The following is a 23119-nucleotide window of genomic DNA, read 5'->3' on the forward strand; positions in this document are numbered from 1 at the left end:
TATCCTTGCAAGTGTGACCCACGAAACACTTGATTCCGCAGCAGAGCTGCTGCCGGCAGAAGCAATTGACGCCCTCGAGCGTGCGGCAACATCCGCCCACCGCCACGATGAACTGTTCTCGGAGCGCGCCGCCAACATCAAGCAGTCCGCAGTCCGTGACGTCTTTGACATTTCCCTGAGACCTGGGCTGGTGTCGTTGGCCGGGGGCAGCCCTTACCTGGAATCACTGCCACTGGACAAGCTGGCACAGACCGCCTCGCGGATCATCGCCAACGACGGCCTCACTGCACTGCAATACGGAAACGGTCAGGGCACCCTGGAACTGCGCGAACAGATCTGCCAGGTGATGGCCGCCGAGGGCATCACCGATGCACAACCGGCCAATGTTGTCATCACCGCCGGGTCACAGTCCGCCCAGGACATCGCCACCAAGCTGTTCTGCAATCCGGGTGACGTCGTCCTGGTTGAAACCCCGACCTATGTGGGGGCCCTGAACACGTTCGAGGCCTACCAGGTCCAGGTGGAGACGGTGGACATGGACGACGACGGCCTGGTGCCTGAAGTCCTCGAGGAACGAATCGCAGCACTCCAGGCAGCCGGAAAGAACGTCAAGTTCCTGTACACCATCCCCAACTTCAACAACCCCTCAGGCATCACGCTTGCACCGGCCCGGCGCCAGCACATCGTTGATATATGCCGCGCGGCGAATGTTTTAGTTCTGGAGGATAACCCCTACGGTCTGCTGAAGTTTGACGGCCGGCCACTCACGCCGCTCCGGGCGACGAACCCACATGACGTCATCTATATGGGCTCCTTCTCCAAGATCTTCGCCCCGGGCCTGCGGATTGGCTGGGCACTGGTTCCAGAGCACTTGCAGCGCCGCTACTACCTGGCCGCAGAGGCAGTCACGCTCTGTCCGCCGTCGCTGAACCAAATGCTCGTCTCTGCCTATCTGCGCGACTACGACTGGCTGGGCCAGATCGAAACCTACCGCGGCCTGTACGCCGAACGCTGCCGGGCCATGCTGGCCGCTTTGGAAGAGCACATGCCCGGGGGCATCAGCTGGACGCACCCGGAGGGCGGTTTCTTCGTCTGGGTTACCCTTCCCGACGGCGTGGATACCTACCCCCTGCTGCAAAAGGCGATTGATGCCGGAGTGGTGTTCATCCCGGGAGCTGCCTTCACGCCGTCGGACGAGCCGTCCAATCAGCTGCGTCTGGCTTTCAGTGCCGTTCCTCCGGAAGCCATCACGGAAGGCGTGCGCCGGCTTGCTCCGGTGCTGCGCGGGGCCATCGACGCGCTTTAGGCTGCAGCACTGTAATCTAGGCCCCACCGGACTGAACAGGACGCCCGAGCGCTACGGAACAAAGGAGTTACCCGCATGAGTGGAATCATCGTTGTCGGAGTGGACGGCAGCCCTACAGCCAAAAAGGCCGCCGAAAAGGCGCACACCCTGGCCCTGGCCCTGGGGGCGGGACTCCATGTGATCTCCGCCTTCGACAAGGACCGCACCGAAGTCTTTGGCAGCGGCAGCGACCAGGTCATCATCTCCGATGCCGACGGCGCCGAGTACGTAGCGCGGACGGTGGCCGAATCCCTGGGCCGGGATGTCAGTGTTACTTACTCGGCCGCGCGCGGCAAACCCGCGGAAGCGCTGATCAATGAGGCGGCACGCCTGGACGCGCAGATGATCGTGGTAGGAAACCGCCGCATGCTGGGCATCGCCCGCGTGCTGGGCAGCGTAGCCAACAGCGTGGCGCACAACGCCTCCTGCGACGTCTACATCGCCAACACCTACGACGCCGGCTAAAGCAGCCACTGCAGGAACAGCCACCACGTTCCGGCCATTACCACGGCGCCAAAGAGTGTTCCCGCTACGACCTGCGCAAGCGTGTGGGCGCGGAGCACCAGGCGTGACCAGCAGACGGCCGGGATGAGCACCAGAAGCGGCAGCCAGGCAGGCCCCAGAATTGCGATGATCACCACCACGGCGCTGGACACTGCCGCCGCGTGTCCGCTGATCTTCCAGTAGGCGCTGATGATGGCGACAAGGAAGACGCCGGCAACTACGGACAGCATGGCGGCAAGCACGCTTCGCGGTGCGTCCACAACGAGCAGAACGCCGATGCCCGCCAGCACCGATACGAGCGCCATGAGCAGCACCAGCGGCCGCTGGCTCCTGGTGCTCACATGGTGGTCGGTCACCTTACCCAGCCGGACCATCACCAGGACCAGGATCAGCGGCAGGACGCAGACGAACAGCCCGGCGACCGCACCATAGCCGGCGGTGGCCGGAAAACCGGGCTCGACGGCGGGACTCAGCAGGAGCATGGCCAGCACCGTCACCGGGGGCTGGAAAACCTCCGAGAGGACGTTCGCCGCCCTGATCTTTGCGGCCCGGCGTCTGGCTTCACGGATCCGGGCAGTAGGGGTGGCGGTTTTCACGGGGTCCAGTCAATCACGGGATACGGTGCGTTCACCGCGTCCGGTCAGTCCAGCAGCAGCGCCGGTTCCTCAAGGATGGCGGCGACGTCGGCCATAAAGCGTGCGGACAGGTCGCCGTCTACCACCCGGTGGTCGAAGGAGCCGCCGAGGGTGGTGATCCAGCGTGGAATCACTTCGCCATCCAGCACCCACGGCTTTTGCTTGATGGTGCCAAAAGCCACGATCGCCACCTCGCCAGGGTTGATGATCGGCGTGCCGGTGTCGATGCCCAGGGCACCGATGTTGGTGATGGTCAGCGTGCCGCCCTGCATTTCCGCGGGTTTGGTCTTGCCCGCCCGGGCGCTGGTGGCCAGCTCGTTCAGGGCCAGGGCCAGCTGCTTCAGGGACAGGTCCTGCGCGTTCTTAATGTTCGGCACCATGAGCCCGCGCGGCGTGGCTGCGGCAATCCCGAGGTTCAGGAAGTGCTTGACGTGGATCTCCGCCGTCCCGCCCTCCGCGTTGTCCACCCACGTGGCATTAACGCTCGGATTCCGTGCGGCAGCCCAAATCACGGCCTTAGCCAGGATCAGCAGGGGCGAGACCTTGATGCCTTCAAAATCGCGGGACGCCTTGAGCCGCTTGACGAATTCCATGGTCCGGCTGGCGTCAACATCCACAAAAATGCTCACGTGCGGCGCGGCGAAGGCCGAATCCACCATGGCCTTGGCCGTGGCTTTGCGCACGCCTTTCACGGGAATCCGCTCGATCCGTTGCTCCTGCGGCCGTCCCGCCTTGCCCCAGAAGCCCTCCGCCTTATCCAGTTCGGCATCGCGCTGGGCCTGGTAGCTCACCAGGTCCTCACGGGTCACCTCACCGTGGGAGCCGGTGGCGACGACGTCAGCCAGGTCGATGCCAAGGTCCCGGGCGATCTTGCGGACCGGCGGCTTCGCGAGCACGCGGTTCACCAGTCCGGTGATGCCCGCGATGCCGGCCTGCGCAGCGGCTGCCGTGGATGCGATGGAATGTTCGACGGCGGAGCGGGCGCCGGGTGCCTGGCTTTCAGCGGCTGCCGGGATGGATGCTGCCGCAGGTGCCGGCGGCTGGGTCACGGCGGCCGGGGTATGGGGCTGGACGGGTTCCACTTCCGGGGCATTGACCGTCAGGGCGCCGGTGGCGCCGCCGGTCCGTGAGCCTGCCGGGCCGTTGGCTGGGCCTGTCGAAATCCGCGGGCGGCGCTTAACGGCGTCGGCCTTGGGACCGGAGCCCACCAGCGGGCGGCCCGCCATGCCATCAGAGGCACCGGCGGCATCCGAGTCATCAGCGGGAAGCGTTCCGTACATCAGCGGCTCGGCGCCTGACCGGTCGGCGGGGGCAATCGGCGCGGCGGCAGCGGGCACCGGCGCGTCAGCAGGCGTTGGATCCCCCGCCACGCCCTCAGTGACGCTGATAATGGCGGTGCCGACGTCGATGGTTACGCCTTCGGGGACCAGCAGCTCACGCACGGTGCCTGCGTAAGGGGAGGGCAGTTCCACCAGTGACTTGGCCGTTTCGATCTCACAGAGGATGTCGTTGATGGCCACCGAATCGCCGGGCCTGACCTTCCAGGAGACGATCTCCGCCTCTGTGAGTCCTTCGCCGACGTCCGGGAGGTTGAATTTCTTCAGGGTCATGATGTCCTAGGTCAGTAGGCGAGGGCGCGGTCCAGCGCCTCAAGGATGCGGTCGATGTCCGGCAGGTAGTCTTCCTCCACCTTGGCCACCGGGTAGGGCATGTGGAAGCCGCCCACGCGGATCACCGGCGCTTCGAGGGACAGGAACGCCCGCTCGCTGACGCGGGCTGCGATCTCCCCGCCAATGCCACCGAAGGTGGGGGCCTCGTGGGTCACAATCAGCCGGCCGGTCTTCTCGACGGATGCCGTCACGGCATCGAAATCGATGGGCGAAATGGAGCGCAGATCGATCACTTCGACGCTGCGTCCATCCTCCGCGGCCGCGTTGGCAGCAGCCAGGGCCACCGGAACCAGCGGACCATAAGCGACGATGGTGGCGTCGGTTCCTTCGCGAAGCACATGGGCCTTGAAGGGGTCCGCGGCAATTCCGGGCGAATCAAGATCCACCTCGCCCTTGAGCCAGTACCGGCGCTTCGGCTCGAAAACGATCACCGGATCCTTGCATTCCACGGCCTGCTGGATCATCCAGTAGGCATCGTGCGGATTGGAGGGCGTGATGATGCGCAAGCCTGCCGTGTGCGCAAACAACGCCTCGGGGGACTCGGAGTGGTGCTCGATCGAGCCGATGCCGCCGCCGTACGGCACGCGGATTACCACGGGAACCGACAGACGGCCACTGCTGCGTGCATGCATTTTGGCCAACTGGGTGGTGATCTGGTTGAAGCCCGGGAACACAAAGCCATCAAACTGGATCTCGCACACCGGACTGTAACCGCGCAGCGACATGCCGATGGCCGTGCCGATGATGCCCGATTCAGCCAGCGGGGTATCCACTACCCGGGAGGGGCCGAACTCGGCGAGCAGGCCTTCAGTAACGCGGTACACCCCACCCAGGGCACCAATGTCCTCCCCCATCAGCAGCGCTTTGTGGTTGCTTTTCAGTGAGGCGCGGAGACCTTCATTAATGGCCTTGGCGATGGTCATGGTGGTCATCAGCGGGCATCCTCGCTTGCGTCGGCGTCTGCTTCTTCGGCGGCGAATCCCGCGCTGTACTGCTCAAACCAGGCAAGTTCCTCTGCCACCAGCGGATGGGCCTCCGCGTAAACATTGGCGAAGCTCTCGCGGATGTCAGGAGACTTGAGGTCGTAAGCGGTGCGGCGGACGTAGGCTGCCAGCTCGTCGCCGTCAGCCTTGACCTGCTCGAAGAAGGCATCGTCAGCATAGCCTTCGGCACGAAGGTGCTTTTCCAGGCGGTCCAGCGGATCCTTGGCCCGCCATGCCGTTTCTTCCGCCTGTTCGCGGTACTTGGTGGGATCGTCCGCCGTGGTGTGCGCACCCACCCGGTAGGTGAACGCCTCGATCAGCACGGGGCCCTTGCCGCTGCGGGCATGCTCCAAAGCCCACTCGGTGACGGCGTGCACGGCAATGACGTCATTGCCGTCCACCCGGACGCCGGGGAAACCGTAGCCTTTGGCGCGGTTGGCCAGCGGGATGCGGGTCTGCACGGTGCTGGGGACCGAAATGGCCCAGTGGTTGTTCTGGCAGAAGAACACCACCGGGGCGTTGTAGGACGCAGCGAACACCATGGATTCGTGGACGTCGCCTTCCGAGCTGGCACCGTCGCCAAAATAGGCGACGACCGCGGCTCGCTCCTCAGGCTCCACGGCTGTTTCTGTTCCGATCGAATCCGCACCGATCGCATCCGCGAGCAACTGGTCGCGCTGGATACCCATGGCATATCCGACCGCATGGAGGGTCTGGGCTGCCAACACGAGCGTGTAGATGTGGAAGTTCGTCTCCCTGGGATCCCAGCCGCCGTTGGACACACCACGGAACTGGCGCAGCAGCTCGGCCAAATCCACGTTCCGGGTCAGGGCCACACCGTGCTCCCGGTAGGTGGGGAAAATGTAGTCCTGCGGCTGCGTGGCGCGGCCGGAACCGATCTGCGCGGCCTCCTGACCAGTCAGCGGCACCCACAGGGCCAGCTGGCCCTGGCGCTGCAGAGCCGTGGCCTCCTGGTCGAAGCGGCGGATTCTGGCCATGTCCGCGTAGAAACCACGGAGCTTTTCCGGGTCCAGGCGCTTGGCATAGCTGGAAAAGGTTTCGTCCTCGCCAAGCCTGCCGTCAACGTCGAGCAGCTGGACCATGTCCACGCCCGGTCCGCCCAGAAGGGTCTCGGCACTCGCTTCGCGCTGCTCGTCGACGGCGGTTCCGTCGAACTCGGTGGAGGGCAAATGTGTGGCGCCCATACCGTCTCCTTGCTTGCCGCATCCGGATGCGGCGCAATCGCTGGGATATATGCCTCAGATGGAATGCATTCCGGTTTGTGCATATATTTTGGCTTGTTGCCTCTTACTTTATCTTCAGTAAGGTCCGTAAAGGCCTAATGTTAAGCGCTAGGAACCCCGTGGCGCTTTTGTATAGTCCGCACACAGCTGCAGGAACCGGGAGTTCGCTTCCGGTTCGCCCACGCTTACGCGGACGCCTTCGTCGGCAAAGGCCCGCACGGAGAGCGCCAGGTCCGCGGCCTGAGCTGCGAAATCCGCCGCGCCGGGTCCGAGGTCCAGCCAGACAAAGTTGCCCTGGGCGTCCGGGACACGCAAGCCAAGCTCCCCGAGTCCATCCACCACCCGCGTCCGTTCATCCACCAGGGTTTGTACCCTTTCTACAATCCGGCCGTAGTGTTCGAGCGACACCACCGCTGCCTCCTCGGCAATCTGTGACACGGCGAAAGGAGTTGCTGCAGCACGCAGATAACGGGTGAGTCCGGGCTGGGCAATGCTGTAGCCCACCCGGAGACCGGCCAGTCCGAAGGCTTTGGAGAATGTCCGCAGGACCACTACGTTCGCGTACTTGCGGTAGATATCAATTCCATTGACCGCCTCAGCCGCCCGCACGAATTCGAAGTAGGCCTCGTCAATAACAACAACAACATCCCGCGGGACTGCCCGGAGAAAGTTCTCGGTTTCGGCGGCAGTGATGGCCGGCCCGGTGGGATTGTTCGGGGTGCAAAGCAATATCACCCGGGTTCGGGGAGTTACGGCGGCCGCCATCGCGTCGAGGTCGTGCCTGCCGTCCGAAGTGAGAGGGACCTGGACGCCGGTGGCGCCACTCAACCCTACGCTGATCGGATAGGCCTCGAAGGAACGCCAGGCGTAAACCACCTCGTCCGCCTCGCCGGCGTCGTTCTGTCCTGCAAAAGCTGCCAGCACCTGGCCGAGGGCACCCAGGCTGCCGGCACCGGTGACGATGTCTTCCGCCGGCACCTCCAGGAAGCCGGCGAGCGACGTCCTCAGCCTGGTACACAGCGGATCCGGGTAGCGGTTGAAGTCCGTCCGGGCCGCGATGGCAGCGGTGACCTCCGGCAGGGGCGGAAGCGGGTTCTCATTGGAGGACAGTTTGAAGCTGGTGAGCCCGGCTACGGCGGCGGGCGGTTTACCTGCGGAATAGCGGGGCAGACGGCCCACAACGGGACGCGGCCTCACCCCCTCCGCGGGAGTGGAAGATGGCATCATGGCACCCAGCCTACTGTTGGCATTCACCCATCGGTATGGTCCGGCTGTCCCCACTGCCGGGGTACGCACCGCTGCTAACGTGGTGAACGTTCATCAGCTTGGTGACGGCGGCGGCGGGAGAGGCGGTTCGATGGAAAAGCCCGGCGGCCCTTCCCGGCGGCCCACCATCAAGGAAGTAGCCAAAGCGGCCGGCGTGTCCCACCAGACCGTGTCCCGCTACCTGCGCTCCGATGTGGGCATGAAGCCGCCCACCCGCGAGCGGGTACGCGCCGCCATCGAAGCGTTGAACTACCGGCCCAACCTGGTAGCCCGTTCCATGCGTACCCGGCGCACCGGCCGCCTGGCAGTGCTGCTGCCTGCCGCCACGTACAGTCCGGCACGGATGCTGGCCGGAGCCAGCGCTGCTGCGCATGACGCCGGCTTTGTCCTGGAAATCCTGAGCCTTCCGGATGCAGAGTCCAGGACGGAGCGGATGCTCGAGCTCGCCGATTCCGGACAGGTTGAAGGAATCCTTTCGCTTGCCCCTCTTGCCGAAGGCATTGGAAGCAGCCTCCCGGCGGGTGCCGCAATTGTGGTCTCCGCCGACTTCGACGACGAGATGCGCGGTATCGGAGCGTTGGCCGACGCTTCTCCGGTAACGAAAATGATGGAGCACCTGGCCGGACTGGGGCACCGGCGTTTCCTGCATGTGGCAGGTTCAGCGCAGTTCGCCTCCGCCCGCGCGCGCCGGCAGATTTACCTGGAAACGATTGAACGGCTGGGCCTGGATTCCGTTGGCGTGGTGGAGGGCAATTGGAGCGCCAGGTCAGGGATGGAAGCGATGCTGGCTGTTGCTGAAGACCAGCACCCCACGGCCGTTATTGCCGCCAACGATGTGGTGGCTGCAGGCGTGGTGCGGGGCGCGTTGATGCGCGGCTGGCGCGTTCCGGAGGATGTCAGCGTAACCGGCTGGGACAACCTGGAGGCTGCGGAGTACCTGGCACCGTCCATGTCCACCGTTGACGTGGACCTGGAACGGATCGGAGCCGACGCCCTGCGCCGTCTGGTGGCCGTCATCCGTGGCGAAACGTTCACCCCGTCGGCCACTCCCCTCAACCGCATCATCTGGCGCGAATCGGTGGGCCCCGCTTCCTGACACTCCTGATGCCGCCGACACCTGATGCCCGCCCCTTCCCAACCCGGAACCAGGGCCCCAGGCCGCAGTATGCGAGCATGGGCGCATGCGCTCATTCGTCGTTCGGGTCCTGATCAACGGTCTTGCCCTCTGGGTGGCCAGCTGGCTGCTGGCGGGGATGGACATTTCCAGCAGTGCCACCAGTAATGCGGTGGCGAACTCCGGAGTCACGGAGGGCACCGACGTCATCGGGGTCATCCTGGCGTACCTCTTTATCGGTCTGATTTTCGGAGTGGTTAACGCGTTTGTGAGGCCTTTGGTCAGCCTGCTGTCGCTGCCTATCACCATCCTCACGCTGGGCCTGTTCACGGTGATCATCAATGCTGCGATGCTGTACCTCACGGCCTGGATCAGCAGCTATACGCCCATCCACTTCACCATCGACTCCTTCTTCTGGACGGCCATCCTGGGCGCCATCATCATCTCCCTCATCTCGCTGGTGTCAGGGCTGCTTCCGGGCAAGCGCTGATCACCGCACGGCCCGCCTGAGCTAGCGGGCCCGTATCCGTTCCGGCGCCCGGTCAGCAGTGCGCTGCGGTAACGGCGGAGGCTGGCGGGCCGGCTCCGGCACCCGGGTCAGCCCCACCTTCGTCGAGGTCGCGAGGCCGCCCACACCCACGACGCTACCCAGCAGGCCCAGGGATTCGACGAGCGACGGATCCGGGCTACCAGGGAGTTCGGCCGCACCATCGCGGTAGTTTTCCAGCGAGTGGCCTGGCCCCAGCCCGAATTCCCCTCCTTTGGGGGTCTCTGCGTGTCCGGTGAGCGTGACAGTCACCCGATTCCTGGCATCGGGGCCTGGCATGCCGTCGCTGCCCGGCACCCAGTCCTGCCGGTGCTCCAGGTGCAGGCTGTTTATGTCCGGAACAGCTTCCACCCCGCCAACAGGGGAACCTGCGGTCAGGACATATTTGAGCTCGAACTCATCCAGGAAGGCCTGGTTCCGGGCCAGGTTCATGGCATGGATTCCGCCCTGGCTGTAGCCGACGGCCACCACGTGGCTGCCCTGCGTTGCGCCCGCGGCATGAAGCCCGTCCCGGATTGCCGCCGCCGTCTCAGCGGAGTCGTACCCCAGGCCTTCAACTATCCCCGCGGCATCGAAGGGATCGCTGCCGCCGGCCTCGCCGCTGCGGGTGCCTGGGACGATCACGATGTAGGCCGGTTCGTCCCCGCCCTCCACCCTGATCACCTCCACCGCGGCGCCGGGCTCGTCCTCCAACTGCCGCGCGCGCTCCAACAGGCCGGCGGGACTGGCGTCCAGCACGATCCGATGGGCGGGTCCTGCACTGGCAGTGATTGCCCTCGGCCGATAGCGGGAGCCGTAGGACTCGGCCACAAACCGGACCAGGCTGCGGATGTCCGAGGCACTGCGGCCGGCCGCAACGTGAGCCGCGAGTACCAGAACGGCCTCTTTGCGGGGCAGCCCCAGCAGAAGGAGCCCCAGTGCCACCGGCGCGCTTCCCACCAGGGATTCCGTGGCTTCGCGGCTTGGCGGCCACAAGCCAACGAGCCCTTCCACGGGTCCGTCGGGCAGCGGACTGATCGGCCCCAAGGCGCGCTGCAGGGCAGTCATGGCCTCGTTGTATTCATAATCGCGGTGCGCCGCCCGGACACCTCCGCTGATGTCCTCCAGTCCGGAACGGACGGCAGTCATTTCTGACAGTGCACGCCGGACGGCCATCACGGCGGCCGAACCCGTCGCTGGTGTATCCAGCTGGTAGGCGAACAGACTCCCCTGCGCCCCCTGCAGCCGGGTTTCGATGTTCCTCAGTTCCGCGGAAAGCACCTCAAGCCGCCGCGCCCCGTCCAACAGTTCCTCAAGCTGGAAAGTCATGCCGCCCACGCCCCCACGGACCTGGAGCTGCCCGACCTGCACAGGCTCAAGGTCCCTTAGGTCCACCATGGGACACCGCCCCGGGTTTCCTGCTCCGCAACAGCCTCTGCATGCCTGGTGACCGCGGCCCGGGCGGCCTGAAGTGTGTGTCCCGCGAGCCACAAGGCATCGCAGTGCCTGGCCAGACTGTTGCGGTAGGCCCGCCCGGCCGGTGACTGCCAGTCCAGCAACTGGACGTGGCGCAGCCCGGCCCCGATGCGTTCGCCGTCGTCACCGCATTGACCAATCCTGCCCGCCAGGAGCCGCAGCTGCTCTGACCGCTCACCGCGATCCGCACCATCCAAGCCATCTACTCCCGAGGATCCTCCCACCCCGCCCATGCCCGGCCATCCGTCCACGTTTTCCTCCCGGTATCCCCACGCCACCAACAAAAATCGAGCCGGAACCGACGCTACGCAGCACTTCCAGGGAACGGCAGCCTCCCGCCGCGTTATGTGGACAACGGCACCAGCCCGGGCAAGCGTGACGGCGGAGCCCGGCTGTGGCGGAAAGGTCATACGCAGCCACCGCTTAAGGGGCGGCCGCTGTTCGTGAAAGAATCGCCTCATGCCTGAAACTGCCGCCACAGCTGATACCCGCACGCCCTCCGGACGCCGGGCCCTCGCCGCTTCCCCGGAACAGATCGCTCTTGGCCCCTTGGACGGCAGGTACCAGTCCGCCGTCGCGCCGCTTGTCGACTACCTGTCGGAGGCGGCGCTCAACCGGGACCGGGTCGCCGTCGAGGTTGAGTGGCTCATCCACTTGACCAGCAACAACGTCCTCCCCGGCGCCGGTCCGCTCACTTCGGAGCAGCAGGAACAGCTGCGTTCCATCGTCACCGAATTCGATGCCGCGTCAGTCAGCGAACTGGCCGAGATCGAAGCCGTCACCGTCCACGACGTCAAGGCCGTGGAGTACTACATCGGCCGCCGCCTGCCGGCCATCGGCATTGAGAACCTGACCGCCATGGTGCACTTCGGCTGCACCTCCGAAGACATCAACAACCTTTCCTACGCACTAGGCGTCAAGGGTGCTGTGGAGGACGTGTGGCTGCCCGCGGCCCGTGCACTGGTGGAGCAGATCAGCAAGATGGCGGAGGATAACCGCGCCGTTCCCATGCTGTCCCGCACGCACGGCCAGCCCGCCACGCCCACCACCCTGGGCAAGGAACTGGCAGTAATCGCGCACCGCCTGACCCGCCAGCTGGACCGGATCGCCAGGACCGAATACCTGGGCAAGATCAACGGTGCCACCGGCACCTACGCCGCACACGTGGCCTCCGTTCCCGGAGCGGACTGGCAGCAGGTTTCCAGGTCCTTCGTCGAGGGCCTGGGGCTCACCTGGAACCCGCTCACCACGCAGATCGAAAGCCACGACTGGCAGGCTGAGCTCTATGCCGATGTGGCCCGCTTCAACCGGATCCTGCACAACGTCTGCACGGACATCTGGAGCTACATCTCCATCGGCTACTTCGCCCAGATCCCCGTTGCCGGCGCCACAGGCTCCTCCACGATGCCGCACAAGGTGAACCCCATCCGCTTCGAGAATGCGGAGGCCAACCTGGAGATTTCCAACGGTCTGCTGGACACCCTTGGCGCCACCCTGGTCACCTCACGCTGGCAGCGCGACCTCACCGACTCCTCCAGCCAGCGCAACATCGGCGTGGCGTTCGGGCACTCCCTGCTGGCCATCTCCAACGTTGCCAAGGGCCTGGACCGCCTGGACGTGGCCGAGGACGTTCTGGCCGCTGACCTGGACACCAACTGGGAAGTCCTGGGCGAGGCCATCCAGATGGTCATGCGCGCAGAGGCGATTGCCGGCGTCGAAGGCATGGAAAACCCGTACGAGCGCCTCAAGGACCTGACCCGCGGACAGCGCGTGGACGCTGAGCGCATGCAGGAATTCGTCCAGAGCCTGGGGCTCTCGCCGGAGGCCGAAGCCCGCCTGCTCGCGCTGACACCGGGCAAGTACATTGGCATCGCAGACCAGCTGGTGGACCACCTCAAGTAAGGTTCCCACGCAGCAGAAGAATCATCACGACGGCGGCGCCGGGCTCCTGTGGACCGGCGCCTTCCGTTTCCCTGGACTCTGCCGGGCAGCTACCCCGGCGGGCCCCGATTGAACCCTGCCTGCAGCCGCGTCGTGCGAAACTGGACCCATGAGGCTGCTGCTGATCCGTCACGGACAAACTCCCGGTAACGTACTTGGCCAACTGGACACCGCGCATCCGGGTCCGGGACTGACCGAGCTGGGTCAACGCCAGGCTGAGGCCCTGCCCCGTTCTCTGGCCGGCGAAAACATCGCTGCGCTGTATGCCTCTACCCTGCTGCGCACCCAGGTCACGGCCGCCCCGCTGGGAAAGTCGTTGGGCCTGGAAACCCGGATCGTGGACGGGCTGCACGAGATCGAGGCAGGCGCCCTGGAAAAGCTGACTGACCACGAGTCGCATGCCCGCTATCTGGGCACAGTCTTTTCCTGGACGGCCGGAGACCTGGACAAGCGGATGCCTGCCGGACCAAATGGCCACGAGTTTTTTGAGCGTTTCGACGCCGCCATCGCCGGAATCGCCCGGGACGCCGCAGCTCTGGAAGACTCAGCCGCTGCTGCGGTGGTCAGCCACGGCGCCGCCATCCGTTGCTGGTCAGGCGCCCGCGCCAAGGGGGTGGACCACGACTTCGCCGTCCAGCACGTGCTGCTGAACACCGGCATCGTGATCCTGGAAGGTGATCCCGATGCCGGCTGGCAGCTGGTTCACTGGGATGGCAGCCCCATTGGCGGCCTGGCATTTGCTGATCCCACGGCGATGGATCCCACCGGCCGCGAGGCCTGAGCGTCCAACTGGAAGCCGCAGGCACAGCGCCACACCGGGGGCAACGTGACTTGTCCTTCCGGCCGTTCGAAGGTGTAGCCAACAAGCAATTCGCTGCGCTTCCCGAGGGAGGGACGGGCAAACTCCATGGGCATTCCACAGTGCACAGGTGCATGGCCTGCGCGGTCCCCTGCGGCGAACCAGGAATCCATGCTTGCTCTTTCATTGACCAGGGTCATCGCACACATTCCTTACGCTTCATTGGGCAATTTCAGATAGTAAGCATACATATTATCCACCCCGGGACCACAAATTCTCGGAGCCCTTACCGGGTGGAAACACCGCCGTAACCGCGCAAATCTAGGCTTACTGGGCATACCCCTTCGGTGAACCGAGCGAATCGAGGCAGTCATGCAGACCAATCCCCGGCTGAACATCAGGCAGGTTCCCTGGTCGAATCCGGTGGGTGCGGACCTTCGGAAAGCCCAGCAGGCCGAACTGGACGCCCGCTTCGGTACCCTGGACCACGAACCCGGCAATCCGCCGTCGGGCGCTGATTGTGCCGTATTCCTGGTGGCCTACGAAAAGAGCTCCGGCAACCCCGTGGGGTGCGGCGGTTTACGGCTCCTGGACGCGAACACCGCGGAGATTAAACGGCTTTATGTGATTCCGTACGCTCGCGGCTCAGGAGTGGCGAGTTCCATCCTGGCAGCGCTTGAGGCGGAGGCATACAAGCAGGGAATCACCAGGATCACGGCGGAAGCGGGCTCAGCCCAGCCGGACGGACACACCTTCTACAGGCACTCAGGCTTCGAGGAGATACCAGCGTTCGGCCCCTACTCGGACAGCCCGCAGTCGCGCTGCTACGCGAAGACCATCAACTCGCACAGCGCCGCGCACACCGCCATGGCCTAACTCCGTAACTCGCGCTGATGCCGCCGTGCCCGGATGCGTGCAAGCGCGGCAGGCGAGAGGACTACGGCGATCCCCACCGCAGCGCCGATCACGGTCTCCACGATCCGATCCCGCAGGAGGGCGCCGGGGGCGGCCGAACCGGCCAGAAGGGTCGCGCTCAGGGCCAGGGGCGTGACGAATATCTGCGCCACCAGGTACTGCCGGATGATGAACAGTTCCACGCCGAACTGGCAAAGAGCCATCATCAGAACCGTCTGCCACGGTTGAAGATCCAGCAGCAGGACGCCGGCGAGTATCACCAGGCCAATCACCGTTCCAAGAATTCTCTGGACGCCGCGGCTGATCCGGTGACGGGTGCTGTGGCCCACCAGCGGAACCACGGCCGCCACCATGGCCCAGTAATTGTGGCCGAAGCCCAGGCGTTGCCCGGCAAGGGTGGCCAGCGAACCCGCCAACCCGGCTGCCACCACATAACCGGCACCCTCCAGCCAGGCGGCGCGCCGCTCGCCTTCCGTGTGCCGGATGGGAGGCGGCAGCCGCCACTGGGTCCGCCGGCTCGGCAGCACCCGGGAGGAGAACCCAATCAGCAAGGACAACAGCACCGTCAGGACGGAGACAAGCATGCCCTGCCAAAGTGGCGGCTGACCGGGAATGGAGGCAATGGCGGCAAACGCGAAGATGTGGAAGAGGGACCCGGCCGGGCGGATGCGCCACAGCGAGATGGCCACGGAACAGCCGCCGGCCACCAGGGTGGTTGCAGCGACCACCAGCCACGTGTGCTGTTCTGCACTCATGGCCCAGGCCGGTCCCATCCTGGCGGTGAGCGCCCCCATCAGGATCACTGCCAGCATGAGGCCTCCGGCCCTGAGCTGGGAAACAAGCCGGGGGCCGTGCTGTTCGCCGCGCCCGTAAATTCCGGTGAAGGCCCCGAAGGAGGCAAAAATGGCAAGGTCTACCCGTCCCGACAACACCAGCGTGGTCAACGGGACGAACACGCCGATTGCGCAACGGAGAGCCGGATGGTGGTCCTTATTGCCGGGAGCCATGGCAAAGAGATCGGCAAGGACTTTCACGGTAGCCTTTCGGGGCGGCGTAACCGGTGCTCAGCCCTCTACGGCATGGATCCGGAACGTGAGGGAATGTGACTGGCCTGGTTCGAGGACAATCAGGTCCTGGCCGGAGTTGAAGGCCGCCGGCGGGCAAGTCATCGGCTCAACAGCAAGCCCCTTCCGGCCCCGCAGCTCTCCTGAATAGATCTGTACCCAAGGGGCATCGGTTCCGCTGGCTTCCACCACGGCTGCGAGCTTCAGGGCGGGGTTACGGAGCGTGACGTCCCAGGTTCCCCCGGAAAGGGCGGTAAAGGCGTGGTCGAGGGACTGGGAAGCCAGCAACCCGGGCCCGGAAAAGTCGAACTCCGTACCCCGGGTGTCGAGAAGCTCAGTCGGCTGCAGCGCCTCATCGGTCAGGAGCACCTTGCCGGCCCGGAAACCCAGCTCACAATTGGCGACGTCCTCCCCGCCTACCGTGATGTAAGGGTGGGAGCTGCAGCCATAAGGCGCCGGGGCAGCGCCACTGTTGGCAGCACCCAGCTCTATGCGCAGACCGGTGTCAGCGTCCAGGGCATAGCGCGCCGACAGTGCCAGTTGGAACGGGTAGCCGGGTTCGCCGCGCAGCAGGTGCGTGAACACCACTTCGGCGTCGGAGCGCTGTTCAACCTGCCAGTCGTTCCACAGCGCAAGCCCGTGCAGCGCGCTGCCTGTAGCGGACTCATTCACCGGGAGTTCATAGCGCTGCCCGCCGAAGCTGTAAGCACCGCCGGTCACCCGGTTCGGCCAGGGCATGAGCACCTTTCCGGCATAAGCAGGCGGCAGTTGGTCTGTCGGGAAGGGCAGAACGATGTCCTTGCCCTGGTACGACAAGCCAACCAGTCCCGCCCCAACGCTGGCGACAGTTGCCTTGTAGCTCCCCGCCTCCAAAGTAATCAGCTCTCCATTGGGCGTGGCACTGGACATGACTCTTCCTTTCAAAGGGGATGCTGCCCGGGCTTCAGCCGGGCAGATGGTGGGGTTGGGGGTTACTGACTGCTAACTGGCCGAGCCGGGGGAGGCCATTCTGACCGACACTGCGGCCGGCTGCATGGTCATGGTGACGTGCTTGCTGTTGCCCTCATAGTCACCGTCAAGCTGGTAGTCCTCGCCGTGTTCCAGGCGCACCTCAACTTCTTTACCCTGGTAGTACTCCACCGACGTATCTTTGCTGCGGCCCTTGACGATCATTCCGGCGATGACGGAGAACCAGCCGAACCTGCCGCGCGGGGCCAGGACCACTACGTCCAGCAAGCCGTCGTCCAGCTTGGCGTCCGGGAAAATTTCGACGCCGCCCTGCACCTTCCCGCAGTTGCCCACCATGATGCTGCGGACGCGGCGGTGGGCAACGAGGCGCCCGTCAACGGAAATCGTGGCCCTCACGGGCTTTCCCGGCAGGTTCCGGATACCGGCGTCAACATAGGCCAGCCAGCCCACCTTGTCCTTCAAGTCTTCGTCGGTGTCCGCCATGATGGTGGCGTCATACCCCAGCCCGGCCATCACCAGGAACACCTTGTCAGCTTCCTCGCCGCCCTTGCCGTTCTGAACGGCCCGGACGACGTCGATCCTTTGCTCCTCGCCCAACAGCGCAGCAACAACGGCAGCCTCCAAATCCGTGACGTCCATACCGAGGTTCCGGGCCAAAAGGTTCCCGGTGCCCATCGGGACCAATCCCAACGGGGTATCCGTTCCCGCTACGGCCTCAGCAACGGCGCGGACGGTACCGTCCCCTCCTGCTGCGATAACGACGTCGGCTCCCTGCTCCATCGCCTTCCGGGCCTGACCCAGCCCCGGATCCTCGATAGTGGTTTCGAAGAACATGGGCTCGCCCCACCCGTTGTCCCGCGAATGGCGCTTGACCATCTCGTAAACGTCCACGTCGGTGGGCTTGGCGGGATTGATAATGACGGCTGCCCGCCTGGCGGCCATCGATCCTGAATTCGTCATGTCGTCCTTCGCTGCGGGGGCGCTGGTGTGGCCTACCGTCATAGCGTAACGCGGCGGGACTGGTTCGGTGCCTGAGCCTTCCGTCGGCCGCTGGTGGCATCGCTTTACCCCAAGGCGGATACCAGTGCTGCGATGTCGTCACGGAGGCCCTCCGACTCGGTTCCTTCGCGTGCATCAGTGACGTCAGGCCAGATCGAGTGCCTTGAGTTCACTACGGGAGTCCTATACCCTAAGGGGGTATCGTTCGCGAAGGAGCCGCATGGGAACCCGTGAAAGTGTGGGGGCAAGCGTTGGCCGGCTGAGCGGTCCTACAAGCAAAGTCCTCGGCTGGGCAGCGGGTTGCCTGTTTCGGTGTGCGATCGATGCCGCCGCCCAAGTCCTGCAGGGGCCGTCCTTCCCCCGGGGCACAGGATCCCCCTCGTCTGTCATACCTCAAGGAAAATCATGACTCCATCCACAGCCAAACCGCCTGTCGCCTCCAACGATGACGAGCAATGCCACACGACCCACGGCTACATCACTGACAAAGAGCGCTACCTGGCCCGGCTTAAGCGCATCGAGGGCCAGGCCCGCGGCATTGCCCGGATGGTTGACGAAGAGCAATACTGCATCGACATTCTCACCCAGGTCTCAGCTCTGACGGCCGCCCTACGCGGCGTCGCATTGGGATTGCTGGATGACCACATGAAGCACTGCGTCCTGGATGCAGCGCAGCTCGGTGATGAGGCTGGACTGGTCAAGATGCAGGAAGCCACAGAGGCTATCGCCCGCTTCGTTCGTGCCTGAAATATTGAAGCCGGACAGTTGTACTTAGGCCCAGGGATTAGTCCCGTCACGCAGCCAATGGAGGGTTCCGGTCCAGAATGTGGCACGGAAGCGGCTGTGGAAGAGGGCGAAGTGCCCGATTTCCGAGCTGTTGAAGTCCTGCGGCTTTAGCTGCACAACGATGGCGGGGCTATTCGGATAGTATTCCAGTCCCCGCGCGATGGCGGTCTCGGATGCAAAAGGATCGTCGGCAGCAGAAACGGCAAGGGTCGCAGCCGTGAAGGAAGATTGATGCGCGTATACCGCTCTCCTCATAGGCCCTGCCCCTGCGGCAAAGTCTCTTGGGCTTCGCGCCCAGTTCAGGGCAACGCCTTTGGGGAGATCTTCGAGCCATCCGAGTCGCTTGCCGGGGAAGTACCCATGCCGGAGCGTTATGGCAGGCATCAGGATGTGCCACCGCCACCAGAAGTGCAACCGGTGTCCAGGACGGTAGTCCCGCCAGTGGGCGTGTTGAGCGCCGACGGTTAAGAGTCGCTTTACCTGTTGGCCGTGTTTTGCCAGTCCGACGCCGAATCCGCCAAAGCTGTGGCCTACGACGTGAAGGTCGTAGCTGACGTTGGCTACAGCCCACTCGAGAACTGCGTCAATGTCCTTCAGTCCCCAGTCGTACCAGTTGGCCTCCAGGTTTCTGATGTTCACTCCCCTGGACTGCCCGATCCCGCGGTAATCGAAAGTGATGGCGATAAATCCGTTCTCCGCGAGGAAGGAAGCGTAGCGGTGGTAATACGAGGCTAAGACTCCGGTGGCACCGACGATGACGACTACAGAGCCGGATGATTCCACTTGCAGGGCGCAAGGTTCCCAAATGTGGCCATGCAGTTCGTAACCGTCTTCGCAGCGAATGGTCAGAGGTCTACCAGTCATAGCTGTGGGTCCTTCCAAGCGGTAAGCATTGGGCGCGGTGGCTATTGGTCACCGCGCCCAGCGTGGGCGTTCCTGCCGCCGACGGTGTCAGCCGGCGTTTGCGTATTTGGCCGGGTCGGCGTCGAAGGCCGGTCCGCAGCCTGCGCAGCAGAACCAGTAGCGGTTGCCTTCGTAGTCCCGGAATAGGCCGGTGGCTTCTGCGAGAGCCTTGACTACGGGGGTGCCGGCCATGACCGGGCACGTGGTGACGGCGTCATCGGCCTGTCCTGGGCCTGCGGTGAGGGTCAGGTCTTCGGTTTTGGGCTCGTTAGGGGTGTTGTTGGTTCTGCAGCAGCTTCCCATGGGGATTCCTTTCGGTGGTGGGGTTGTTGGTTCAGGCGTCGATCGGCTGCCGTGCACGGGAGTGCGCGGCGGCCGGTGACGGGTTTCCTGCCTGGCTTTTGAAGGAGCGCAGACGGAGACTGTTAGTGACGACGAAGATGCTGGAGAACGCCATCGCGGCTCCGGCGAGCATCGGGTTGAGCAGCCCGAGGGCGGCCAGCGGGATCGCGGCCACGTTGTAGGCGAAGGCCCAGAACAGGTTGGTTTTGATCGTGCTGAGGGTTTTGCGGGAGAGCCGAATGGCGTCGGCGGCTGCCCGCAGGTCTCCGCGTACCAGGGTGAGGTCCGCGGCTTCGATGGCGACGTCGGTGCCGGTGCCCATGGCCAGGCCCAGGTCGGCCTGGGCCAGGGCTGCGGCGTCGTTGACGCCGTCCCCGACCATGGCCACGACTTTGCCTTGCTTCTGCAGGTCGGTGACAACGCGGAGTTTGTCCTGGGGCATGACCTCTGCGATGACCTGGTCGATCCCTACCTGGGCGGCTACCTGTTCGGCGACGACCTGGTGGTCGCCGGTGAGCAGCACCGGGGTAAGGCCCAGGGCGCGGAACTGTGTGATGGCTTCGGCGCTGGTTTCCTTGATTGCGTCAGCGACGGTGAGCACTCCACGGACCTGCCCGTCCCAGGCTACGACCACGGCGGTTTCCCGGGCGAATTCGGCTTGTGCTTTGATGCGGGCCAGGTCTGCGGGCATGGTCAGGGACCAGTCCTCGAGCATGGTTTCGCGTCCGATGATGACCAGGTGTCCATCGACCACACCCTGCACGCCGCGTCCTTCGACATTCGTGAAGGACTCCGGGACGGGCAGGTCGCCGACGCGTTCGGCGGCGCCGCGGGCGATGGCCTGGGCGATGGGATGCTCGGAAGCGTCCTCGAGGGCCCCGGCGACGCGGAGCAGTTCGTTTGTCTCGGTGCCTGCTGCTGTGTGCACGCCCTGCAGGGTCATCTTGCCGGTGGTGACGGTGCCGGTCTTGTCCAGCAGGATGGTGTCGACCCTGCGGGTGGACTCGAGCACTTCCGGGCCTTTGATCAGGATGCCCAGCTGGGCCCCTCGGCCGGTGCCCACCAGCAGTGCGGTGGGCGTGGCAAGGCCCAGGGCGCAGGGGCAGGCAATGATCAGTACGGCCACGGCGGCGGTGAACGCTGCCGTCACCGGGAACCCTGCGCCGAGCCAAACCGCCAGCGTGCCTGTGGCGATGGCGATCACGATGGGCACGAACACTCCGGAGATCCGGTCTGCCAGCCGTTGGACTTCGGCTTTGCCGGACTGGGCGTTCTCCACGAGCTGGGCCATTTGAGCCAGCTGGGTGTCGGACCCGACGCGGGTGGCCCGGACGACTAAGCGGCCGCCGGAGTTGACGGTGGCGCCCGTTACCTTGTCACCTTCCCCCACTTCCACGGGAACGGATTCGCCGGTGAGCATGGATTCATCGACCGCGCTGCGGCCGCTGACAACGACGCCGTCGGTGGCGATTTTCTCACCTGGACGGACGATGAACTCATCACCGACCGATAGCTGGTCGGTGGGAATGCGGACCTCGTCGCCGTCGCGAAGCACGGCCACGTCTTTGGCGCCCAGCTCCAGCAGCGCGCGCAGTGCCGCGCCGGCCTCGCGCTTGGAACGCTTCTCAAAGTAGCGTCCGGCCAGGATGAACAAGATCACCGCTGCGCCGACTTCCAGGTAAATGTTGGCAGCGCCGTCGGTGGGGGCAACAGTGAGTTCGAAGGGGTGCGTCATTCCCGGTGTTCCGGCCGTGCCGAAGAACAGGGCATATAGGGACCACAGGAACGCTCCCGTGGTGCCCATGGAGATCAGGGTGTCCATGGTCGCGGCACCGTGGCGAAGGTTGGTGTAGGCGGCTTTGTGGAACGGCCAGCCGGCCCAGAGGATCACCGGCGCGGCCATCGCCAGGGACAGCCACTGCCAGTAGTTGAACTGCAGGGCCGGGATCATGGCCATGGCGATGACGGGGACCGCGAGCACGGCGCTGCCGATAAGCCGGTGTTTCAGTGATGTAAGTTCGGCGTCGGGGCGGGCGCTCTCTTCCCCGCCCCGTTCCTGTTCCCGCCGGGCGCTGGGCAGGGCTGCGGTGTATCCGGTCTTTTCCACCTCGGCGACCAGGGCCTGGGGATCATAACCGGCCGGGGCCGTGATACGGGCTTTCTCGGTAGCGTAGTTCACCGAAGCGATGACGCCGTCGAGTTTATTGAGTTTGCGTTCGATCCGGTTGGCGCACGAAGCGCAGGTCATCCCGCCGATCTCTAGTTCGATGTCGATGCCCGGCGCCTGTTGCCAGGCGGTAGTTTCAGACATTGGATACTTCTTTCTCCCGGCCGGGCCTGACCTGTCCGGTCGGGCCCCTCGGGGTGGTAGGTGGTGCGGGTCAGTGACCGCCATGCCCGTCGTCGGCCGTGCTGCTGTCGGTTGATGCCGGCTTGGGGGCTGGTGCGACAACATCCCTCGATGATCCCGCCGTGTCGATGGTGAACAGGGCGGTGTGGACTTGCCCCTCGACCTGGAAATCGAAGTAGAGGTAATAGCGGCCAGGGGTCGGAGCCGTGGTTGCGAATTTCACCTCGGGTCCGGAGAGTTCGCCGGCCACCGCCTCAGCACCCTCAGGGTGGGTATGCAGGTAGGCTAAGTCCCCTGCACGCAGCGCCACCAGGTGCCCGTAAGCCCCCAAATAGGGCTCCAAACTGGTCACCGGCTGACCGTCGCGGCTGACACTGACTGTCAGAGCCGCGGCTGATCCGGCCACCAAATCACCGTTCAGGAGAACCTCGAACCCGTCTACTTCATCGGCGGTCGACACTTCAAGGGAAGCGGGCTCGAAAGGCCCGGCCACATCTACTGTGCGGGTCAGCGTCAGGCCCTCACCGGCTCCGGCCGGCTGAACGTCGGCGTAAATCCGGTACGTGCCTGCCGCTTCCCACTGCCATGGCAGCGACCAGCGCCCGGCCTCGTCCATCACAGGATGCACATGACGGTAATGGGATCCGTCGGAACGCACCACAATCAGGTGGGCCTGCTTTTCGTGCGCGGTCTCAAACTGCGTCACGGGGGACCCTCCGGGGCCGGTGATCGTGAACGCCAGCTCGCCTGCAGCTCCGATTGCCGGCGGGGCGGTGATCCCACCGAGCAGATATCCGCCCCGCTCGGTGGTGACGCCCTGCACCGGAGACCCGCCTTCAGCCGGAGCATGTCCGGGTGACTCCGCGTGTCCGGCACTGGCATGCCCACCAGTGGAATTCTCCGCGGACTGCTCCCATGCCGTTACCGTCTGCTCCGGCACTACGGCTCCTGCCACAACGAAACCCCCGGCAAAGACCACGGCGAGCCCCGCTGCGTAAGTGCCCAGTCGTCCGGCTGCGTTCATGCCGACCGCACCCCGTGGTAACCGGCCGTCTGAACAGCCGCGATGACAGCTGAGTCGTCGACGGAGCCGTTGCCGCTCACCACGAGCTTGCCGGTCTGGTGACTGACCTCTACGGACTCAACGCCGGGCACTTCCTGGACTTCTTCCCGGATGGACATCTCGCAATGACCGCAGGTCATACCAGTTACCTGAAATTCAGTGGTAGTCATGGTCTCATTCCCTTCGTAAATACCCCTAGGGGGTATATGTATAGTTGCTAACGTA

Annotated in this window: 23 protein-coding genes; 8 read left to right on the forward strand and 15 right to left on the reverse strand. The window is 64.8% G+C overall.

Going from position 1 to position 23119, the window contains the following annotated elements:
• The first annotated feature begins 13 nt into the window (after window positions 1–13).
• Together ACWA13_RS17835 and ACWA13_RS17840 are read left to right on the forward strand one after the other, a co-directional pair.
• Window positions 14–1306 carry an aminotransferase-like domain-containing protein gene (locus tag ACWA13_RS17835; RefSeq protein ID WP_463935722.1) on the forward strand — a complete coding sequence of 431 codons (1293 nt, stop codon included), beginning with the start codon at window positions 14–16 and terminating at the stop codon, window positions 1304–1306.
• 75 nt (window positions 1307–1381) lie between these two features.
• Window positions 1382–1810, forward strand: coding sequence for a universal stress protein (locus ACWA13_RS17840; protein WP_463935723.1), 429 nt, complete (start codon window positions 1382–1384; stop codon window positions 1808–1810).
• On the opposite strand, the gene ACWA13_RS17845 is transcribed toward ACWA13_RS17840, so the two are convergent.
• The 5 genes from ACWA13_RS17845 to ACWA13_RS17865 form a co-directional block, all read right to left on the reverse strand.
• Window positions 1807–2445: a phosphatase PAP2 family protein gene (locus tag ACWA13_RS17845; RefSeq protein WP_463935725.1), complete on the reverse strand. Its 639-nt coding sequence runs from the start codon at window positions 2443–2445 to the stop codon at window positions 1807–1809. The genes ACWA13_RS17840 and ACWA13_RS17845 overlap by 4 nt on opposite strands.
• A gap of 44 nt (window positions 2446–2489) precedes the next feature.
• The gene (locus ACWA13_RS17850) at window positions 2490–4094 is read right to left on the reverse strand and encodes a dihydrolipoamide acetyltransferase family protein (protein WP_463935726.1); all 1605 of its coding nucleotides are present in this window, start codon (window positions 4092–4094) and stop codon (window positions 2490–2492) included.
• Between the two features lie 11 nt (window positions 4095–4105).
• Window positions 4106–5086: an alpha-ketoacid dehydrogenase subunit beta gene (locus tag ACWA13_RS17855; protein WP_463935727.1), complete on the reverse strand. Its 981-nt coding sequence runs from the start codon at window positions 5084–5086 to the stop codon at window positions 4106–4108.
• On the reverse strand, window positions 5086–6342 hold the full coding sequence (pdhA, locus tag ACWA13_RS17860) for a pyruvate dehydrogenase (acetyl-transferring) E1 component subunit alpha (protein WP_463935728.1): 1257 nt from the start codon (window positions 6340–6342) through the stop codon (window positions 5086–5088). The genes ACWA13_RS17855 and pdhA overlap by 1 nt, the downstream gene beginning before the upstream one ends.
• A 147-nt stretch (window positions 6343–6489) precedes the next feature.
• Complete coding sequence (locus ACWA13_RS17865; RefSeq protein WP_463935730.1) at window positions 6490–7608, reverse strand: histidinol-phosphate transaminase; 1119 nt, start codon at window positions 7606–7608, stop codon at window positions 6490–6492.
• Here ACWA13_RS17865 and ACWA13_RS17870 point away from each other — a divergent pair.
• Together ACWA13_RS17870 and ACWA13_RS17875 are read left to right on the forward strand one after the other, a co-directional pair.
• The gene (locus tag ACWA13_RS17870) at window positions 7607–8743 is read left to right on the forward strand and encodes a LacI family DNA-binding transcriptional regulator (protein WP_463935731.1); all 1137 of its coding nucleotides are present in this window, start codon (window positions 7607–7609) and stop codon (window positions 8741–8743) included. The genes ACWA13_RS17865 and ACWA13_RS17870 overlap by 2 nt on opposite strands.
• Before the next feature lie 85 nt (window positions 8744–8828).
• Entirely contained in the window at window positions 8829–9251 is a 423-nt protein-coding gene (locus tag ACWA13_RS17875) for a phage holin family protein (protein WP_463935732.1), read from the forward strand.
• Window positions 9252–9272: 21 nt separating this feature from the next.
• Here the strand turns inward: ACWA13_RS17875 and ACWA13_RS17880 are convergent, their stop codons facing one another.
• Together ACWA13_RS17880 and ACWA13_RS17885 are read right to left on the reverse strand one after the other, a co-directional pair.
• On the reverse strand, window positions 9273–10685 hold the full coding sequence (locus ACWA13_RS17880; RefSeq protein WP_463935733.1) for a hypothetical protein: 1413 nt from the start codon (window positions 10683–10685) through the stop codon (window positions 9273–9275).
• Entirely contained in the window at window positions 10673–11173 is a 501-nt protein-coding gene (locus tag ACWA13_RS17885) for a hypothetical protein (RefSeq protein ID WP_463935734.1), read from the reverse strand. Before ACWA13_RS17885 ends, ACWA13_RS17880 begins: the two co-directional genes overlap by 13 nt.
• Window positions 11174–11222: 49 nt before the next feature.
• Here ACWA13_RS17885 and purB point away from each other — a divergent pair, with 49 nt between their 5' ends.
• The 3 genes from purB (at window position 11223) to ACWA13_RS17900 (ending at window position 14379) form a co-directional block, all read left to right on the forward strand.
• Window positions 11223–12665: an adenylosuccinate lyase gene (purB, locus tag ACWA13_RS17890; RefSeq protein WP_463935735.1), complete on the forward strand. Its 1443-nt coding sequence runs from the start codon at window positions 11223–11225 to the stop codon at window positions 12663–12665.
• Between the two features lie 148 nt (window positions 12666–12813).
• Window positions 12814–13485, forward strand: a complete 672-nt coding sequence (locus tag ACWA13_RS17895; protein ID WP_463935737.1) for a histidine phosphatase family protein — start codon at window positions 12814–12816, stop codon at window positions 13483–13485.
• A 390-nt stretch (window positions 13486–13875) separates the two neighbouring features.
• On the forward strand, window positions 13876–14379 hold the full coding sequence (locus tag ACWA13_RS17900; RefSeq protein ID WP_463935738.1) for a GNAT family N-acetyltransferase: 504 nt from the start codon (window positions 13876–13878) through the stop codon (window positions 14377–14379).
• On the opposite strand, the gene ACWA13_RS17905 is transcribed toward ACWA13_RS17900, so the two are convergent.
• From ACWA13_RS17905 to ACWA13_RS17915, 3 genes are all read right to left on the reverse strand, one after another.
• Window positions 14376–15452, reverse strand: coding sequence for an FUSC family protein (locus tag ACWA13_RS17905; RefSeq protein WP_463935739.1), 1077 nt, complete (start codon window positions 15450–15452; stop codon window positions 14376–14378). The two genes, ACWA13_RS17900 and ACWA13_RS17905, sit on opposite strands and share 4 nt — an antisense overlap.
• A 30-nt stretch (window positions 15453–15482) precedes the next feature.
• Window positions 15483–16391, reverse strand: a complete 909-nt coding sequence (locus ACWA13_RS17910) for an aldose-1-epimerase (RefSeq protein WP_463935740.1) — start codon at window positions 16389–16391, stop codon at window positions 15483–15485.
• A 72-nt stretch (window positions 16392–16463) separates the two neighbouring features.
• Window positions 16464–17411: a diacylglycerol/lipid kinase family protein gene (locus ACWA13_RS17915; protein WP_463935741.1), complete on the reverse strand. Its 948-nt coding sequence runs from the start codon at window positions 17409–17411 to the stop codon at window positions 16464–16466.
• A 444-nt stretch (window positions 17412–17855) separates the two neighbouring features.
• Here ACWA13_RS17915 and ACWA13_RS17920 point away from each other — a divergent pair, with 444 nt between their 5' ends.
• Entirely contained in the window at window positions 17856–18197 is a 342-nt protein-coding gene (locus ACWA13_RS17920; protein WP_463935743.1) for a metal-sensitive transcriptional regulator, read from the forward strand.
• Window positions 18198–18221: 24 nt separating this feature from the next.
• Here ACWA13_RS17920 and ACWA13_RS17925 read toward each other — a convergent pair whose 3' ends face one another.
• The 5 genes from ACWA13_RS17925 to ACWA13_RS17945 all read right to left on the reverse strand — a co-directional run bounded on the left by ACWA13_RS17925 (window position 18222) and on the right by ACWA13_RS17945 (window position 23064).
• The gene (locus ACWA13_RS17925) at window positions 18222–19100 is read right to left on the reverse strand and encodes an alpha/beta hydrolase family protein (RefSeq protein ID WP_463935745.1); all 879 of its coding nucleotides are present in this window, start codon (window positions 19098–19100) and stop codon (window positions 18222–18224) included.
• 87 nt (window positions 19101–19187) lie between these two features.
• Entirely contained in the window at window positions 19188–19442 is a 255-nt protein-coding gene (locus ACWA13_RS17930) for a YHS domain-containing protein (RefSeq protein ID WP_463935747.1), read from the reverse strand.
• A 31-nt stretch (window positions 19443–19473) separates the two neighbouring features.
• A complete protein-coding gene (locus ACWA13_RS17935) occupies window positions 19474–21792 on the reverse strand; it encodes a heavy metal translocating P-type ATPase (RefSeq protein ID WP_463935749.1) in 2319 nt (772 codons plus the stop codon).
• A 70-nt stretch (window positions 21793–21862) separates the two neighbouring features.
• The gene (locus ACWA13_RS17940) at window positions 21863–22855 is read right to left on the reverse strand and encodes a heavy-metal-associated domain-containing protein (RefSeq protein ID WP_463935751.1); all 993 of its coding nucleotides are present in this window, start codon (window positions 22853–22855) and stop codon (window positions 21863–21865) included.
• Window positions 22852–23064 carry a heavy-metal-associated domain-containing protein gene (locus tag ACWA13_RS17945; protein ID WP_463935752.1) on the reverse strand — a complete coding sequence of 71 codons (213 nt, stop codon included), beginning with the start codon at window positions 23062–23064 and terminating at the stop codon, window positions 22852–22854. Before ACWA13_RS17945 ends, ACWA13_RS17940 begins: the two co-directional genes overlap by 4 nt.
• Between the last annotated feature and the right edge of the window lie 55 nt (window positions 23065–23119).

It is taken from the genome of Pseudarthrobacter sp. TRD_SC_9, from assembly GCF_055361265.1.

What these genes read in the sequence shown, in the direction of transcription:
- ACWA13_RS17850 (WP_463935726.1), bottom strand. Translation starts at nt 4,094, where the DNA reads ATGACCCTGAAGAAATTCAACCTCCCGGACGTCGGCGAAGGACTCACA.
- ACWA13_RS17895 (WP_463935737.1), top strand. Translation starts at nt 12,814, where the DNA reads ATGAGGCTGCTGCTGATCCGTCACGGACAAACTCCCGGTAACGTACTT.
- ACWA13_RS17880 (WP_463935733.1), bottom strand. Translation starts at nt 10,685, where the DNA reads ATGGTGGACCTAAGGGACCTTGAGCCTGTGCAGGTCGGGCAGCTCCAG.
- ACWA13_RS17925 (WP_463935745.1), bottom strand. Translation starts at nt 19,100, where the DNA reads ATGACTGGTAGACCTCTGACCATTCGCTGCGAAGACGGTTACGAACTG.
- ACWA13_RS17865 (WP_463935730.1), bottom strand. Translation starts at nt 7,608, where the DNA reads ATGATGCCATCTTCCACTCCCGCGGAGGGGGTGAGGCCGCGTCCCGTT.
- ACWA13_RS17930 (WP_463935747.1), bottom strand. Translation starts at nt 19,442, where the DNA reads ATGGGAAGCTGCTGCAGAACCAACAACACCCCTAACGAGCCCAAAACC.
- ACWA13_RS17875 (WP_463935732.1), top strand. Translation starts at nt 8,829, where the DNA reads ATGCGCTCATTCGTCGTTCGGGTCCTGATCAACGGTCTTGCCCTCTGG.
- ACWA13_RS17935 (WP_463935749.1), bottom strand. Translation starts at nt 21,792, where the DNA reads ATGTCTGAAACTACCGCCTGGCAACAGGCGCCGGGCATCGACATCGAA.
- ACWA13_RS17855 (WP_463935727.1), bottom strand. Translation starts at nt 5,086, where the DNA reads ATGACCACCATGACCATCGCCAAGGCCATTAATGAAGGTCTCCGCGCC.
- ACWA13_RS17920 (WP_463935743.1), top strand. Translation starts at nt 17,856, where the DNA reads ATGACTCCATCCACAGCCAAACCGCCTGTCGCCTCCAACGATGACGAG.
- purB (WP_463935735.1), top strand. Translation starts at nt 11,223, where the DNA reads ATGCCTGAAACTGCCGCCACAGCTGATACCCGCACGCCCTCCGGACGC.
- ACWA13_RS17945 (WP_463935752.1), bottom strand. Translation starts at nt 23,064, where the DNA reads ATGACTACCACTGAATTTCAGGTAACTGGTATGACCTGCGGTCATTGC.
- ACWA13_RS17885 (WP_463935734.1), bottom strand. Translation starts at nt 11,173, where the DNA reads ATGACCTTTCCGCCACAGCCGGGCTCCGCCGTCACGCTTGCCCGGGCT.
- ACWA13_RS17840 (WP_463935723.1), top strand. Translation starts at nt 1,382, where the DNA reads ATGAGTGGAATCATCGTTGTCGGAGTGGACGGCAGCCCTACAGCCAAA.
- ACWA13_RS17870 (WP_463935731.1), top strand. Translation starts at nt 7,607, where the DNA reads ATGGCACCCAGCCTACTGTTGGCATTCACCCATCGGTATGGTCCGGCT.
- ACWA13_RS17900 (WP_463935738.1), top strand. Translation starts at nt 13,876, where the DNA reads ATGCAGACCAATCCCCGGCTGAACATCAGGCAGGTTCCCTGGTCGAAT.
- ACWA13_RS17910 (WP_463935740.1), bottom strand. Translation starts at nt 16,391, where the DNA reads ATGTCCAGTGCCACGCCCAATGGAGAGCTGATTACTTTGGAGGCGGGG.
- ACWA13_RS17940 (WP_463935751.1), bottom strand. Translation starts at nt 22,855, where the DNA reads ATGAACGCAGCCGGACGACTGGGCACTTACGCAGCGGGGCTCGCCGTG.
- pdhA (WP_463935728.1), bottom strand. Translation starts at nt 6,342, where the DNA reads ATGGGCGCCACACATTTGCCCTCCACCGAGTTCGACGGAACCGCCGTC.
- ACWA13_RS17915 (WP_463935741.1), bottom strand. Translation starts at nt 17,411, where the DNA reads ATGACGAATTCAGGATCGATGGCCGCCAGGCGGGCAGCCGTCATTATC.